The organism is Agrobacterium leguminum (genome assembly GCF_005144435.2).
Taxonomy (GTDB): Bacteria; Pseudomonadota; Alphaproteobacteria; order Rhizobiales; family Rhizobiaceae; genus Agrobacterium; species Agrobacterium leguminum.
Map to the genome: position 1 here is coordinate 250,383 of NZ_CP120211.1, position 15,410 is coordinate 265,792.

The following is a 15,410-nucleotide window of genomic DNA, read 5'->3' on the forward strand; positions in this document are numbered from 1 at the left end:
CTGGTTGAGGAACGGCCGGCGGGCCTGTTTCTCTGATCCTTTGCCGGCAGGTTCCTTTACCTGCCGGCGCTGCCCGCCTCAAAGCATCGGACCGAAAGTCGGAAAATCCGATGCTCAAATCTACACGACCAACGGGATTTGAGGGTAGGGTGAATGGCGAAAACTCTGGGGCCGGTCAAACGCAAATTTAGCCCTTGGGACAATCCCGATGCGGTGCCCTTCATCCGCTTTGAAAACGTCACCAAACGTTTTGGCGATTTCGTCGCCGTCAACAATCTGACGCTCGATATTTACGAGCGCGAGTTCTTTTCGCTGCTCGGCCCTTCCGGCTGTGGCAAGACCACGCTGATGCGCATGCTGGCCGGTTTCGAGGAGCCGACCGAAGGGCGCATCCTGCTGCAGGGCAAGGATATTTCCGGCGTGCCGCCCTATAAGCGCCCCACCAACATGATGTTCCAGTCCTACGCGCTTTTCCCGCATATGTCGGTGGAAAAGAACGTCGCTTTCGGTCTGGAGCAGGACGGTCTGCCCAAGGCGGATATCGCCGCCCGCGTCGAAGAAATGCTGCGGCTCGTAAAGCTCACGGAATTCGCAAGGCGCAAGCCAAGCCAGCTTTCCGGCGGTCAGCGGCAGCGCGTGGCGCTCGCCCGCTCGCTTGCCAAGCGACCCAAGGTGCTTCTGCTGGATGAACCGCTCGGCGCGCTCGACAAGAAGCTGCGCGAGGAAACGCAATTCGAACTGATGGACATCCAGACCAATCTCGGCCTTACCTTCCTCATCGTCACCCACGACCAGGAAGAAGCGATGACGGTCTCCGACCGCATCGCTGTCATGGACAAGGGCAATGTCGTGCAGGTGGCGACGCCGGCTGAGATCTATGAAGCGCCGAACAGCCGCTACGTGGCGGACTTCATCGGCGATATCAATATTTTCGACGCCAATGTCGTCGCCAATGCTTCCGATATCGGCAAGCCCGGTCTGGTGACGCTGGATTGCGAAGGGCTGAAGGTGGCGGTGGAGCAGGAATGCGCCGCTGCAACGGGCAGCCAGGTGGCTTTCGCCATCCGCCCGGAAAAGGTCCGCATCTCGCTCGACCAGCCCGCCGATAGCAGCATCAATTCCGCCTATGGCGAGGTCTGGGATATCGGCTATCTCGGCGACTTCTCGGTCTTCATCGTCAAGCTTGCCGATGGCCGCGTCATTCGCGCCGCGCAGGCGAATGTTTCGCGTCTCGTCGATCGCCCGATCACCTTCGGCGATATGGTGTGGCTGAACTGGAAGCCGGATTCCGGCCTCGTCCTGACGCGCTGAGGGAGGCTTTCATGGCGATCACCACTCCTGAAAACCGGCAAAGCCCCTGGCGCTGGCTGGTCGTCGCGGTTCCCTATTTCTGGCTGCTGTTATTCTTCGCAGCACCGTTTTTCATCATCTTCAAAATCTCGCTGTCGGATACGGCGATCTCGATGCCGCCCTATACGCCGGTCTTCGAAGGGTTTTCGAAGCTCGGCGCGTTCTTCTCCGAACTGGATTTCGAAAATTACCTCTTCCTGACGGAAGACCCGCTCTACATCGACGCCTATCTGTCATCGCTGCGCATCGCCTTCATCTCCACCTTTCTGCTTTTGCTGATCGGTTATCCCATGGCGCTCGCCATGGCGCGCGCGCCGTCTTCCATTCGTCCGACGCTGGTGATGCTGGTGATCCTGCCGTTCTGGACCTCGTTCCTGATCCGCGTTTATGCCTGGATCGGCATTCTGAAGCCGGAAGGCCTGCTGACGGTGCTGTTTCAGTGGCTCGGTTTTCTCGGGCCGGACCAGCAGGTCAATATCTTCCGTACGGAAACGGCGATCTTCATCGGCATCGTTTATTCCTATCTGCCCTTCATGGTGCTGCCGCTCTATTCGGCGCTGGAAAAGCTCGACAATACGCTGCTGGAAGCGGCGGCCGATCTCGGCTGCCCGCCATGGAAGGCCTTCTGGAAGATCACTTTCCCGCTGTCGCTGCCGGGCGTCGTCGCCGGCTCGATGATCTGCTTCATTCCGATAACAGGCGAATTCGTCATCCCCGATCTGCTTGGCGGCGCCCAGACGCTGATGATCGGCAAGACGCTGTGGACGGAATTCTTCGGCAACCGCGACTGGCCCTTGGCATCCGCCGTCGCCGTGTTGCTTCTGCTGTTGCTGGTGGTACCCATCGCCATCTTCCAGAACCAGCAGAAGAAGGTGGGGTGACGCCATGAAGCGCGGAAAATTCGACATCACCGTCCTCACCCTCGGTTTTGCCTTTCTCTATATCCCGATCATCATCCTGATCGTTTATTCCTTCAATGCCTCGAAGCTCGTTACCGTCTGGGGCGGTTTCTCGCTGCAATGGTACCGCTCCATGTGGTCCAATCAGGGGCTGATGGATGCGGCCTGGGTGACGCTGCGCGTCGGTATCCTCAGCGCCACCATCGGCACCATTCTCGGAACGCTGGCGGCGCTGTCGCTGACACGGTTCGCGCGGTTTCCGGGCCGGGTGCTGTTTTCGGGCATGATCTATGCGCCGCTCGTCATGCCGGAAGTGATTACCGGCCTGTCGCTGCTGCTGCTCTTCGTGGCCGTCGGCGTGGATCGCGGTTTCTGGACGGTGGTTATCGCCCATACGACTTTCACCATGTGTTACGTGGCGATCGTCGTGCAGTCGCGGCTCCTGACCTTCGATCGCAGTCTCGAGGAAGCCGCGCTCGATCTCGGTTGCCCGCCGGTCAAGACCTTCTTTCGCATTACCCTGCCGCTCATCTTCCCCGCCGTCATTGCCGGCTGGATGCTGGCCTTCACCCTGTCGCTTGATGATCTGGTGATCGCCAGCTTCGCCACCGGCCCCGGCGCAACCACGTTGCCGATCAAGATTTATTCGCAGGTTCGCCTCGGTGTGACGCCGGAAATCAACGCCATCTGCACGATCCTGATCGGGCTTGTCACCATCGGCGTGATTGTTGCCTCCATCGCTTCCAAACGCACCGAATTGCAGCGGATGCGCGACGAACATGCGGCGGCGCGGAACTGATCGAATATCCTGCGTCGATTTTTACGCGTTACTGTTGAAATCGCGAGAAAAGTAGAAACTGTTAATTTAGTTTCGGCGCTTTACGGTCTCAGAATAGGAATTTTCGTCGGTAATTGATCGATTTTGGTTTTAACCGCTTGTTAATAGGAGTTGGCGGAAAGTAAACCCAACGCAGGGCCGTCAAATTTTTGATAGCCGGGACTGATAATTTCCATCTGGCGAGATTGTCCCCCTTTCTCTCGTTGAAAAGCACAACTCATCCAGGCGGCCGCAAGGCCGCCTTTCTTTTTGCCGCAAAGGCCCGTGCCATTCAGCGGTTTTCCGGATGATCCATCGATTTCGAGACAAGCAGCACGGGAATAAGCCCGGCAATGATGATGATGATCGCCGGCACGGCCGCATCCTGCACCCTTGAGCGGGACGCATCCTCATAAACCAGCGTGGCCAGCGTGTTGAAACCGAAAGGCCGGAGCAGGATGGTGGCCGGAAGTTCCTTCATGGATTCGATCAGGACGAGCAGAAAAGCCGTCAGCGCCGCTGGCCGCATGTTGGGCAACAGCACCTTGAACAGCGTCTGCGCCCGGTTGCGCCCAAGCGTTCGCGAGGCCATGTCGATATGCGGCGAAAGCTTCTGAAAACCGGCATCGAGCGTGCCTTCCGCCATGGTCATGAAGCGCACGGCGTGGGCATAGATGATGGCGAAGGCGGTGCCGGAGAGCAGCAGCCCGGTGGAAAAGCCGAAATGTGCGCGGATGAAGCCATCGACGCCATTGTCGAGACTGGCCAGTGGAATGAGCACCCCGATGGCGAGCACGGTTCCCGGTACGCCATATCCCATGGAACCGAAGCGGGCGGCCACCTTCGAGGTGCGCGAGCGCTCGGTGCGGATGGCATAGGAAAACACGAAAGCGGCTATCAGCGTCACGAAGGCGGCGGAAAGCGAGACTTCGAGACTGTGTCCGAGCGCTTTCAGAAGCTTCGGCGCAAACAGCGCATCGAGCCTCCTGGCGGCGTAACCACCCAGTACGATGACGGGAATGAAAAAACCGCTCGCCACGGGAACGAAGCAGAAGAGGCTCGCGCCCCAGCGCCGCCAGCCGGTGAGCGCCTTCAGCCGGTGACGCTGCGCCATGCTTGTTGCTTTCGGCGCGCCGAAGCGTTGCTTTTCCCGCGCATTGCGTTCGATGACGATCAGCGCACCGACGACGACGAGAATGACGGCGGCGATCTGCGTCGCATTGGCGAGATTGCCGCGATTGAGCCAGGTTTCGTAAATGGTGAAGGTCAGCGTCTGGACGCCGAGATATTCAACCGCGCCGATATCGTTCAGCGTCTCCATCAGGACCAGAGAAAGCCCGATGGCGATGGCCGGCCGGGCCATCGGCAATTGCACGGAGAAAAACACGTTCAGCGGTTTTGCGCCAAGCGTGCGGGCCGCTTCGGCCGCAAACCGCCCTTGCATGGAGAAGGCGGCGCGGGCCGAGAGATAAACGTAAGGATAGAGGACCGAACTTAGAACGATCACCGCACCGCCGAGCGAGCGTATGTCCGGAAACCAGTAATCGCGGATGCTGTGATAACCGAAAGCGGCGCGCAACGCGCTTTGCACCGGGCCGGTAAAGTCGAGAAACTCGCCGAACGCATAGGCGGCGAGATAGGAGGGGATGGCGAGCGGCAGGACAAGCGCCGCGGACAATAACCGCCGCAGCGGAAATTCGAATGTGGTGACAAGCCAGGCGCAGACGATGCCGAAGAAAGCCGTCGTTGCGGCCGTCATCCCCAAGAGCAGGAAGGTGCGAAACCCGGCACGCGGCAGGACATTGGCGAGAAGATGTTGCCATCCTTCCGTGCTGCCCGTCAGGGCCAGCCAGAAAATTGCCAGAATGGGCATGGCGGCAATGGCCGCGACGATGACCGCCGTGATGGGCAACACCGAGAAGCGTCTTGTTGCCGGAAGGGAAACCGTCATGGACATGCCAGTCTACTGTCGTGCAAAGGCCTCAACCGGCGACCATCGTGCCGGCGGCTTCCGCATTGCTACGCCCGCATGGCCTCAGTTGGCAAGAACCCGCTGCGACGGAAAGGTGATTTCCACCAGCGTGCCTTCATTCGGCGTGGAGGTGATGGAGAAATTCGCCCGGTTGGCGTCCACCATGGCCTTGGTCAGCGGCAGGCCGAGCCCGGTGCCGTCGCCGCGCACGCGCTTGCCGGAGGAGGCCACCTGCCGGAACGGCTTCATGGCCTGTTCCAGTTCCGCCCGGGTCATGCCGATGCCGGTGTCGCGAATGCGCAGCGAGACGCTGCCATTGGCCTCATAGGCGGTGGACACGACGATCTGGCCGCCGGACGGCGTGAAGCGGATGGCGTTCGACAGGATGTTCAGCACGATCTGCTTGATCGAGCGCAGGTCGGCGACGATCTGCGGCACGGATTGCGCAAGTGCGGTGCGGATGATGACGCGCTGGTTGTTGGCCTGCGGCTGCACTAGCGAGACCGCCTCGGCCACCGTTTCGTTGAGCGGCACGGCGACGAAATCCACATCCATCTGCCCGGCCTCGATCTTGGAGATATCGAGCAGATCGTTGACGATGTCGAGCACATGCCGGCCGGAGCGGCCGATATCATTGGCATATTCCACATAACGCGGATGGCCGATCGGCCCGAAACGCTCGGTCGCCATCATGTCGGCAAAGCCGATGATGGCATTGAGCGGCGTGCGGATTTCATGGCTGACGCGCGCCAGGAAGTCGGTCTTGTGGGCATTGGCGGTTTCCGCAGCCCGCTTGGCGTTGCGCAGTTCTTCTTCCGTGCGCTTCCATTGGGTAATGTCGCGGATCACCGCGCAATAGCCATGCGAGGATTTAAGCCGGCCGATGGTCATGAACAGCGGCAGGAAGCCGCCGGATGCTTCGCGGCCGATCACTTCGCGGCCGTCATTCAGCACGCTGGCGACACCGTTATTGGCAAGGCCGGAAAGATAGTCCAGCACGGCGCGCTGGCTCTCATGGGCAAAAAGCATGACGAAAGGCTTGCCGGCGATTTCACCATTGTCATAGTTGAACAGCGCGCTGGCGGAACGGTTGAGCGAGCGGATTTCGCCTTCGTCTCCCAGAAGCACCACACCGTCGGTGGCCGTTTCCAGAATGGAATGCAGCTCCTCCACTTCGCCCTGCAACAGGGAGAGGCTGCCTGCTTCCGCATTTTCGGCATCGCCGGCAGCAATATTTTCGTTGGCCGCCGCAACCGGCGTCTGCTTTTCCTCAAGCGGCACCAGAGACAGCATCAGCGCCTTGGTTTCTTCCCAGCGGATGGATTGCAGCCGCGCCTTGACGGGAATGATGTCGTTGTCAGAGCTGACGACCACCATGCCGCCTTCGTTGTCCGGCATGTCCTCCAGCTCCTGCCGCTGCAGCAGCGCTTCCAGACCGCCCACCTCTTCGAGTTCGGCGAGAGAGTTATAGCCCGTCAATCGCAGGAAATCCGGATTGGCGTGGATCAGCCTGTCGCCGGCATGCACCAGAAGCGCCACGGGCATCTGGTCCAGCGTCTCGGCCGTCAAGGTATTTGTGGGACGAACGGACGGGCTGACCATGGCGGCGGCAATATCGGCAGCCGGCCGCTCGTCGGTCGCAGGCTCCTGTTTTTCGTCGGAACCGCTTTCATCTACGGGTGCGCGAATGGCCGCAGGCTGCTCGCCGCGAACATAGTCGGCGAAAAGATCGTCTTCCTCCGCCGGTTCGGTTTTCCTGTCGTCATTTTCCGTATCGGAAGGCGCGCTTTCCGAAGCATCCGCATCGATATCCTGCTGAATATCCTGCATGGTCGGCTCAGCGGAAATGGCCTCCGCTTCCGTTTCCCGGTCTTCTTCGGAAGCAGCATCCGCCGGCGCCAGGGCCCGGCCGATTTCGCGGAAGGCGGCCTGCTCGCCTGCGGTCAGCCCCTCGCGGGAGCGTGAGCGGCGCTCCTCCAGATGGACGACCTTGTCGGAATAGGCCGGCTCCAGCGCGGGCGCCGCAACCGGCGCTTCGAATTCCGGCGGAGTATAATCATGGTGCTGTTCTTCAGCCGAAACCACGTCCGGTGCATCATCAGTCGCATCGGCCTCCGTTGCCGGGACCTCATCCTCAGCGATGGAACCGGCGTCTTGCGCCGCGTCGTCATCTTCATCGATAAAGGCCAGCAATTCGTGGCTTTCATCCTCAATAGTGGGCTGCGGCAGGGCTTTCGCCGGATCGGCCTCTTCGCCGTTGAGGAAGGTCAGGCCCGTGGCATGCGGGTCGTCGGCGGCATCGGCAAGCCGCACGATGCCGAAACCGCGGAAACCGTCGAATTCGCGTGAGCGCGTATAGGTGGGCAGGGCGGCAAGATCGATCGGCACCATCAGCGATGTGCCTTCCACCGGCCAGTAGATCGTCTTGCCCGACCATGTGTCGCGACGGCCGAGAAGCTCGCGGATCTTGCCGTCGGGATCGAGATTGAACAGGGCCGCGACATCGGCAAAGCCCATGCCTTCCACAGCCGCCGCCTTGGCGCCCACAGCCTCCGCAAATTCATGCGAGATCGAGCTGAAGCGTCCTTCCGCATCGATTTTCCAGACGAAACGGGAAGCGCGCGCACCGGCATTGAAAACAAAAGGCTGCGCTTCTGCGCCAGCGCCGATGTCCGTCTCCTCGGTCTCCGCCTCCGCCGTTATCTCCTCATCCGCGGCAGGAGCAGCGTCTGACGGTGCCGTTTCGACGATTTCATCGTCCACGACTGCGTTTTCTTCGGCCCGGGCCTCTTCGGCAGGGGCATCGGTGATTGCTCGCTCGGTTAAGGGGGCGTCTGCTTCATCCTCATCGAGTTCGAAAAGATCGGCGATGTCGTCGGTCATCGCCACATGCGCAGCCGCGTCGGCGTCTTGCACGGAAAGCGCCGCCGGGGTCTCCGCTCCGTTTTCCGGCAATGACAGAAGGCTGTTCTCATCCTGCTGCGCTGCCTCTTCCTCTTCGGGATCGGCCGGCAGTTCCTGCACCTCTTCCACATCCTCGATGCCAGCGACGGCATCGAGCACGGAATCGAAGGAGGTTGCAGCGGCAACAGGCGCGACCTCCGCAACCGGCAGGGCGGGCTCGGCGGCGGCTGGCGTTTCCTGCGGCCTGTCTTCTGCGAAACCATTGACGGGATCGAGTGTGCCCAGCGCGGTTTCGACCACGAACATCAGGTTCAGTTCGGGCGATGCCGCGATCTGGCCGGTGGCGGCGGGCAAATAACCCTTGCCGGTCGGCACTGGCCGCTTGACGAGATGGCCGGACTGTCCGGCTGCCATTTTCACCAGTGTCCGTGCGGTATGCGGCGTGATGCCGAGCGACGAAAAGCCGGGCGAGGCGGCAACAATCTCGTTCTCGCCGTTCAGAACCGCCATATGGATATCGGGGTCGTCAAAACCTTCGATCATGCGCCGGGCGCATTCCGCCGTGTCGGGTGCGACTTGGTCGGTGAGGGCGGAAAACAGGATGGCCGGCTGGCCGGGTTCGGCCTCGATGATTTCCGCGCGCGCGGTGACGGCAAGGCTGCGGAAACCCGACGTGATGCGAATGGTAAACGGCAGGCTGTCGCCCGCGTTGGAAAGCCGCGCTGCCGTGGCCGCCAATTGCCGGAAGGTCACGTCCTGCGGTTTCGGGCCCTGTTCCAGAAAATCATAGACCATCGGCGTGCCGAACAGCGCCGCACCCCGGCCATTGGCCCAAAGGGCGTTTTTAAGGTCGAGCGAGAACAACGCCATGGCCGCGCCGCGCCCGAAACCTTCACGCACCCGTTCATGCACTGCGATATCGATAAAGGGATACTGGACGGCGGGCATGTCGAAACCTATTCTGGCACTACCGGACCTTGCGGGCTTTTCGGCTTCCTCATGAAGCTCTAAACGTAAACCCGCCGAGGCATCACGTTAACAGAATTTTAAATAACTTCACAGCGCGGTCCGGTCCACCATCCGCCGGATGAATCGCCAAATAGAGTTAACATCAACAGGCCGCTGCGGCCTCTTTATGTCAGCCCGGCCCATTGAAAAGCACTTGCCTTTCTCAGCCTTTTTTCGCAAAATTCGAAGAGGCACTTGCAAATGGGGAAAACACCTTTTATGTCACCCCCCGTGACGCCGCTTCGGCGTTTCATGTGCGGTTGTAGCTCAGTTGGTTAGAGCGCAGGTTTGTGGCACCTGAGGTCGGTGGTTCGACCCCACTCAACCGTACCATTCCCCTCTCCCGATAAGTCTATATGTCACAGTGACTTACCGGGAGAGGGGAGTTTTCCCTATATATCTGTTGTCCATGAGCTTCGTTGGGCTCATCGCGAAGCGAGCAGAAATGCCGTTCCCGCATTGCCTCGCTGATCGAGTCCGTCACAACGGTACTGAATTCATCTCTGTCAACGCAACAAGTCCAATCGGCGCATCTGGCGTTCGATCAGCGTCTCGACTTCCTTCACGGCGAGCGCGCTCAGCGGTGCGCCTGGGCGGCGCTGGGTCGCGCTGGCGATGGCGCCGCGTTTTGCCAGAACATGTTTTCGCACGGCAAGGCCGAGACCGGGCTGCTGTTCATAGCGCATCAGCGGTAGATAGGCATCGAACAAGTCCTGCGCTGCCTCGTATCTGCCCTCATTGCTGAGACGGACGACATCCACCATCATTTCCGGATAGGCGAAACCGGTCATGGCGCCATCGGCGCCGCGCTGCATTTCCTCGGTCAGGAAAACACCGGCATTGCCGCACAGGATGGAGGTGCGGCGACGGCCTTTGGCCTCCGCTTCGCGCAGGTCGGTGATCTTTTGCAGGCCCGGCCAATCCTCATGCTTGAGCATGACGATGCTGGGATGGGCCTCGAAGATGACGCCCAGGGTTTTTGCGCTTATCTGAACGCCGGTGGAGAGCGGGAAGTCCTGCAGCACCACAGGCACGTCGGCGCCGACAGTCTCGACGACGTTGCGATAATAGACGACGATCTGCTCATCGGTCCGCAGCGCGGGTGGCGGAGCGACCATGACGCCGGCGGCACCCAGATCCATGGCTGCCTTGGTCAGTTCGCCGATGGCGGCAAGGCCGGGTGCGGAGACGCCAACCACCACGGGTTTTCCTTCGGAACGCTTCAGCGTCAGCTTCGTGACTTCGATCGATTCCGCCTGGGTGAGCTTGGGTGCTTCCCCCATCATGCCGAGGATCGTCAGCCCGTCCGCGCCTTTTTCATAATAGAAGTCGACCATGCGGCCGATGCTTTCGCCATCGAGCGAACCGTCTTCGGCAAACGGTGTGCAGGCAATGACGAACACACCCTTGGTACTGGAATTTATGAGCGACATGACATGTTCCTATTTGAGCCGCCTGTGTTGCAAGGGTTCTGTTCCAACCCGTGGAATTGACCGCAGCGGAGTCGGGTCTGGGGGATGCCGGCCCTGCGCATGGGAGCGCTTTGGCCGGCAAGCCGTTTGCGTCAATTATTCGCCAGCATGTCCGGAACGATCGAAACGATTTCCGGGAAGACGGCGATGAGCAGGACAAAAGCGCACATGATGAAGAAGAACGGCATGGTCGCCCGGGTAATGCGGGCCATGCTGTCACCGGTCAGGCGCTGGATGACGGTGAGGTTGAAACCGACGGGCGGCGAGACCTGCGCCATCTCCACCACGATGACGATGAATATGCCGAACCAGACCTTGCTGTAACCGGCCGCCATGACCAGCGGCAGGGTGATCGGCAGCGTCATGACGATGCAGCCCAGCCCTTCCATCACCGTGCCGAGGATGATGTAGAAGATCAGGAGCACGATGATGAGCATGAATGGCGAAAGGCCCCAGCCCTCGATGATGCCGGCGATATAGCGCGGCATGCCGAGATAACCGATGACGGTCGACAGGAACATCGCGCCGACCATGATGAGGCCGATCATGGCGCAGGAATCGGCCGCCTGTTTCGCCGCCTGCATGAGGTTCGAAAGGTTCAGCGTCTTCTGAAACGCGCCGATAAGGATTGCGCCGCCGACGCCGACTGCGGCTGCTTCCGTCGGTGACGCGATCCCGCCATACATCGAGCCGACCACGCCGATGATGAGCAGCAGCAACGGTCCCAGATCCTTCAACGCCACCAGCTTTTCGATGAAGGTGGTGGGCGCGAGGGCCTCCCCGACAAGGGCCGGGTTCATCAGCGCCCGAATGCCGATATAGCCCATATAGGATGCGGCCATCAGCAGGCCCGGCAGGATGCCCGCCATGAACAGCTTCAGGATAGATTCCTCCGCCATGACCCCATAGATGATCATGATCGTCGATGGCGGGATGAGAAAGCCCAACGTTCCCGCCCCCGCAAGGCTGCCGGTGATGAGGTCGCGGTTATAACCGCGCGAAATAAGCTCCTTTGCGGTGATGCGCCCGACCGTTGCCGTGGTGGCCGCGGATGAGCCGCAGACGGAGGCAAAGAGCGTGCAGCCGAGAACGGTGATATGGGCAAGCCGGCCGGGCACATGCCGAAGCCAGGGGGCGAGACCGGAGAAAAGCGCCTCTGAAATCTTCGTTCGGAACAGGATTTCCGCCATGAAGATGAAGAGCGGCAGGGCCAGCATTTCCGGCGAAACCAGCGTGTTCCAGGTTTGCTGGGCCAGCAGCTTGAAAAGCGGCAAAGCGGGGCGATAGAGTGCGGCCAGCGCCGCCCCCGTGCCGACGAGGCCAAGGCCGATCCAGACCCCCGTACCCAGAATGAGCGTCATCAGGCCGAGCAGGCTGAAGGTGATCTTTCCCATGATTTATTCCAGTCCCGGGCCGGTTGAAAGTGTTTCGCCGCGAAGAAGCCGCAGGAACTGCGCCAGCATCTGCAAATTCAGGATGATCGCGCCGATTGCGAGCGCGCTCTGCGGATAGACGAGCGGAATGCGGATGACCGACGAGGAGGTTGAACCGCGCAGCGCGGACAGGATGGCCATGTCCGTCAATGCGACCGAAAGCGCAATGCAGATAACAAGGCCGACAAGGCACGCCACCATATCCAGCCGCCTTGCGCCGGTTGAAGAAAGCGTCTCGCCTATTGCGGTGACGCGGACATGCGAACCGGATTTCAGCGCGCTGGCGCCGGCGAGCATGAAGCTCGTGGCCATCAGGTAAGCGGCGACATCCCAGGCGAATGGCAGGGAGTAGCCGGCAAGGTTTCTGAGAAGGATTTCGCAGGCGATGAGAATGAAAATGCCGAGGAGAGACAGGGCTGCGAGCAGGTTTGCAGCCTCCGTCAACCGGTCGATCGGCGTTATGATGGCAGCGAATGCTGGACTGGCTGGATTTCTCATGATGTTTCTCCGGAGTGCGCAGAAGGAGGCGGACAAGCCGGCCGGGATTGCCGGCTGCCCTTTCATTTCCGACGGGAGAAAGTCAGTTACGCGCCTTCAGATAGGCTTCGACATAGGGCGCGGCATCGGGCACGCGCTTGAGAAAATCGTCCCACAACGGCTTGGCGCGCTCGATGAGGGCGGCCTTGAGTTCGGGAGAAGGCGAGGTGACGTTAATGCCCTTTTCCTTCAGGGTGGCGAGCTTGGTTTCGTCCTCGGCCCGGCTGACCAGCCAGAATTCGCCTTCGAGTTTCTTCGATGCCTGTTCGATCGCCGCCTGATTTTCAGGCGACAGGGCATTCCAGGCATCGAGATTGACGGTGACGATGTTGGAAGATGCCTGCCAGTTGAAGGTGCTCATGTTTTTCATGAACTCCCAGAAAGCGCCGTCGACACCGGACGAAGAGGAGGTCGTGACACCGTTGATGGTGCCTGCGGCAAGCGACGGCACGACTTCGCCCCATGGCATCTGAACGGGAAGAGCGCCAAGGGCGTGGAAGAAATTATGACCGTTCGCATCGACGACGCGGATCTTGAGGCCGTTGACGTCTTCAATTTTTTCGATCGGTTTCGGCGCATAGACGGCCTGTCCCGGCCACGGCACCATGTAAAGCAGCTTCTGGTTCATCGAGGTTGCGACTTCCTCGATCTTGGGGCGGAAGAATTTGTGCAGCAGCGCAAGGTCAGGCATCGTCGGGGCCAGATATGGCAGCGTCTCGACACCCAGTACCGGCGCTTCACCCACCTGCTGGCTCATCAGAATATCGGCGATGGGAACGATGCCGTCGCGCACGGCGGTCATGCCTTCCGGGCCCTTGATGCCAAGTGACCCGCCGGAATGCACGGTGATGGCGACCTCGCCATTCGTGACGGTCTTTACGGTTTCAGCGAATTTTACCGCGTTCTTGGTGTGAAAATTACCTTCCGGCCAAACGACCGACATGTCCCAGGCCGTTTCGGCGGTCGCGGAGGTTGCAAAGCCGGCAATCGTCAAAGCCAGCCCGGCGAGAATTGCGTTTTTCATGGTTGTGATCCCCTCACTTATTGTTTCCGGCTCGCCCTGTCCCTTGGCGACAGGACGGCGCGATTATTTTCGGTATACAGCACGTACTCCGAATGAAGGGGACTATATGGGCGTTTTTTGAGCGGCGCAATAAGGTGATTAATCTTTGTTCGATTTCGAGCGGATTCCCTTGCCCACCAGCCTTTGCGGTGCTGGCGTCAGTGGATTGCATTTCAGGGAAATTATCGAAAAGGAGCGGATCGGCAGGCAAGGGGTTGCCGCTGTGTGCCGAATAGGGGGCCAAGTGCGCGGAGCCGCCGGGGGTGCGGCGGCTCGCTGAATGCGGGCTGAAAATCAGATCGCCGATGCGAGGCGGGTTTTTATGTAAAGCTCGCGCAGTGTCTTCGAGACCGGGCCGGGCTTGCCGTCACCGATGACGGCTTCGTCGATCTTGACGACCGGCATGGCAAAATTTGTCGCCGATGTGATGAAGGCTTCGGCTGCGTCCTTTGCCTCGTCCACCGTAAAGGCGCGCTGTTCGACGGCAATTCCGGCGCCCTGCGCAAGATCGAGAATGCTTCCGCGGGTGATGCCGTGCAGAAGTGCGTTGGAAAGTTCGCGCGTGACCAGCGTGCCGTCCTTTTTGACGATATGCGCATTGGCGGCGCTGCCTTCGGTCACGAAACCATCCTCCACCAGCCATGCATCGTCCGCGCCGCGTTTCAGCGCTTCCATCTTGGCCATTGAGGGGTAGAGAAGCTGTACCGTCTTGATGTCGCGCCGCTCCCAGCGCCAGTCCGGCATGGTGGCGATGGCAATGCCGGTTTCCGTGCGCGGATTGTCCAGCACGGGTTTTGCCTGGGTGAACAGGGTTATCGTCGGCGTGGCATTGGCGGGAAAAGCGAAATCGCGATCCGCCACACCGCGGGAGATCTGCAGATAGATCAGGCCTTCGTCCATGTGGTTGAGGCGCACGATTTCACGGTGAACGGCCAGAAGTTCCTCCGCTTCGAGCGGGCAGGTCAAGCCGAGTTCGGCGAGCGAGCGCTGAAGGCGGGCGCTGTGGCCGGCATAATCGATCAGCTTCCCGCCGATCACGGCGGTGACTTCATAAATGGCGTCCGCGAACAGAAAGCCGCGGTCGAAAACGGAAACCTTGGCGTCGGCTTCGGCAAGCCAGTCGCCGTTCAGATATACAATGCGTGTCAATGGAACGTCCCCGGATCAGGTGTTTGGTGTGGCGAAAGGAGCAAATTGCAGCCCGTGTCGGGCGAGCGATGAACGAAGGGCGCGCGCCATATCCACGGCGCCGCGCGTATCGCCGTGAACGCAGATGGTGGCGGCTTCCACCGGTAGTTTTTTCCCGCCCGTTGTCGGGATTACGCCGTCGCAGACCATGGACAGAACCTGATCCACACTCTGGTTGGGATCGTGGATCACTGCACCCTGCATCTGCCGGGAGGTGAGCATTCCCGCATCGTCATAGGTGCGGTCGGCATAGACTTCGCAGGCAACGCGCAGCCCCACTTTTTCGGCGGCCTTCATGGTTTCCGAATAGGGCAGCGTAATGAAGACCAGCGACGGATCCACCGCCTTGATGGCCCGGATGCAGACCTGCGCGAGATCTTGATCGACGGCAGCCATGTTGCCCAGCGCCCCATGGGTTTTGACATGGGTGATGGGCCAGGAAAGCGCAGCCGCCATGCCCTGCATTGCGGCGATCTGGTAGATCAGCTGGGCCTCCACATCCTCGGGGCGTTCGCCGGATATACGGCGGCGGCCGAAGCCGTAAATATCCATGAAAGACGGGTGGGCGCCAACCGCGATGCCCCTTGCCTTGGCGGCGAGGATAGTGTCGCGCATGACAACCGGATCGCCGGCATGAAAGCCGCAGGCGATGTTTGCCGTGGTAATCAGCTCCATCATCGCTTCGTCTTCGCCCATGGTCCAGGCCCCGAAGCTTTCTCCCATGTCGCAGTTCAGATCGATCGTCGCCATAGCCCCTCTTTCCGGGC

At 60.4% G+C, this 15,410-nt stretch carries 11 protein-coding genes and 1 tRNA gene; 4 read left to right on the forward strand and 8 right to left on the reverse strand.

Annotated features, from left to right (window positions below; genetic code table 11):
- Positions 1-153: 153 nt before the first annotated feature.
- From CFBP4996_RS01225 to CFBP4996_RS01235, 3 genes are read left to right on the forward strand one after another with little or no spacing between them, the layout of a single operon-like run.
- Entirely contained in the window at positions 154-1,311 is a 1,158-nt protein-coding gene (locus tag CFBP4996_RS01225; protein WP_080852663.1) for an ABC transporter ATP-binding protein, read from the forward strand.
- An 11-nt stretch (positions 1,312-1,322) separates the two neighbouring features.
- Entirely contained in the window at positions 1,323-2,231 is a 909-nt protein-coding gene (locus tag CFBP4996_RS01230; RefSeq protein WP_004432616.1) for an ABC transporter permease subunit, read from the forward strand.
- 4 nt (positions 2,232-2,235) lie between these two features.
- Positions 2,236-3,048 (forward strand): ABC transporter permease, encoded by an 813-nt coding sequence (locus CFBP4996_RS01235; RefSeq protein ID WP_004432617.1) that lies wholly within the window; start codon positions 2,236-2,238, stop codon positions 3,046-3,048.
- A 310-nt stretch (positions 3,049-3,358) separates the two neighbouring features.
- On the opposite strand, the gene CFBP4996_RS01240 is transcribed toward CFBP4996_RS01235, so the two are convergent.
- Positions 3,359-5,023 (reverse strand): ABC transporter permease, encoded by a 1,665-nt coding sequence (locus CFBP4996_RS01240; RefSeq protein ID WP_162935931.1) that lies wholly within the window; start codon positions 5,021-5,023, stop codon positions 3,359-3,361.
- Between the two features lie 78 nt (positions 5,024-5,101).
- Positions 5,102-8,890 (reverse strand): ATP-binding protein, encoded by a 3,789-nt coding sequence (locus tag CFBP4996_RS01245; protein WP_080852662.1) that lies wholly within the window; start codon positions 8,888-8,890, stop codon positions 5,102-5,104.
- 316 nt (positions 8,891-9,206) lie between these two features.
- On the opposite strand from CFBP4996_RS01245, the gene CFBP4996_RS01250 reads away from it, so the two are divergent.
- Positions 9,207-9,283 (forward strand) — tRNA-His (locus CFBP4996_RS01250).
- Positions 9,284-9,456: 173 nt separating this feature from the next.
- On the opposite strand, the gene CFBP4996_RS01255 is transcribed toward CFBP4996_RS01250, so the two are convergent.
- The 6 genes from CFBP4996_RS01255 to CFBP4996_RS01280 all read right to left on the reverse strand — a co-directional run bounded on the left by CFBP4996_RS01255 (position 9,457) and on the right by CFBP4996_RS01280 (position 15,393).
- Positions 9,457-10,383 carry a dihydrodipicolinate synthase family protein gene (locus CFBP4996_RS01255; protein WP_080852661.1) on the reverse strand — a complete coding sequence of 309 codons (927 nt, stop codon included), beginning with the start codon at positions 10,381-10,383 and terminating at the stop codon, positions 9,457-9,459.
- 131 nt (positions 10,384-10,514) lie between these two features.
- Positions 10,515-11,816, reverse strand: a complete 1,302-nt coding sequence (locus CFBP4996_RS01260) for a TRAP transporter large permease (RefSeq protein WP_059760613.1) — start codon at positions 11,814-11,816, stop codon at positions 10,515-10,517.
- Between the two features lie 3 nt (positions 11,817-11,819).
- The gene (locus CFBP4996_RS01265; protein ID WP_080852660.1) at positions 11,820-12,353 is read right to left on the reverse strand and encodes a TRAP transporter small permease subunit; all 534 of its coding nucleotides are present in this window, start codon (positions 12,351-12,353) and stop codon (positions 11,820-11,822) included.
- An 82-nt stretch (positions 12,354-12,435) separates the two neighbouring features.
- Positions 12,436-13,416, reverse strand: coding sequence for a TRAP transporter substrate-binding protein (locus tag CFBP4996_RS01270; protein ID WP_080852659.1), 981 nt, complete (start codon positions 13,414-13,416; stop codon positions 12,436-12,438).
- Positions 13,417-13,749: 333 nt separating this feature from the next.
- Positions 13,750-14,604, reverse strand: coding sequence for a D-amino-acid transaminase (locus tag CFBP4996_RS01275; protein WP_080852658.1), 855 nt, complete (start codon positions 14,602-14,604; stop codon positions 13,750-13,752).
- 15 nt (positions 14,605-14,619) lie between these two features.
- Positions 14,620-15,393 carry a LamB/YcsF family protein gene (locus CFBP4996_RS01280; RefSeq protein WP_080852657.1) on the reverse strand — a complete coding sequence of 258 codons (774 nt, stop codon included), beginning with the start codon at positions 15,391-15,393 and terminating at the stop codon, positions 14,620-14,622.
- Between the last annotated feature and the right edge of the window lie 17 nt (positions 15,394-15,410).

Bases quoted from the DNA above. Each gene is read 5' to 3' on its own strand.
- CFBP4996_RS01225 (WP_080852663.1), top strand. From the start codon at position 154: ATGGCGAAAACTCTGGGGCCGGTCAAACGCAAATTTAGCCCTTGGGAC.
- CFBP4996_RS01230 (WP_004432616.1), top strand. From the start codon at position 1,323: ATGGCGATCACCACTCCTGAAAACCGGCAAAGCCCCTGGCGCTGGCTG.
- CFBP4996_RS01235 (WP_004432617.1), top strand. From the start codon at position 2,236: ATGAAGCGCGGAAAATTCGACATCACCGTCCTCACCCTCGGTTTTGCC.
- CFBP4996_RS01240 (WP_162935931.1), bottom strand. From the start codon at position 5,023: ATGTCCATGACGGTTTCCCTTCCGGCAACAAGACGCTTCTCGGTGTTG.
- CFBP4996_RS01245 (WP_080852662.1), bottom strand. From the start codon at position 8,890: ATGCCCGCCGTCCAGTATCCCTTTATCGATATCGCAGTGCATGAACGG.
- CFBP4996_RS01255 (WP_080852661.1), bottom strand. From the start codon at position 10,383: ATGTCGCTCATAAATTCCAGTACCAAGGGTGTGTTCGTCATTGCCTGC.
- CFBP4996_RS01260 (WP_059760613.1), bottom strand. From the start codon at position 11,816: ATGGGAAAGATCACCTTCAGCCTGCTCGGCCTGATGACGCTCATTCTG.
- CFBP4996_RS01265 (WP_080852660.1), bottom strand. From the start codon at position 12,353: ATGAGAAATCCAGCCAGTCCAGCATTCGCTGCCATCATAACGCCGATC.
- CFBP4996_RS01270 (WP_080852659.1), bottom strand. From the start codon at position 13,416: ATGAAAAACGCAATTCTCGCCGGGCTGGCTTTGACGATTGCCGGCTTT.
- CFBP4996_RS01280 (WP_080852657.1), bottom strand. From the start codon at position 15,393: ATGGCGACGATCGATCTGAACTGCGACATGGGAGAAAGCTTCGGGGCC.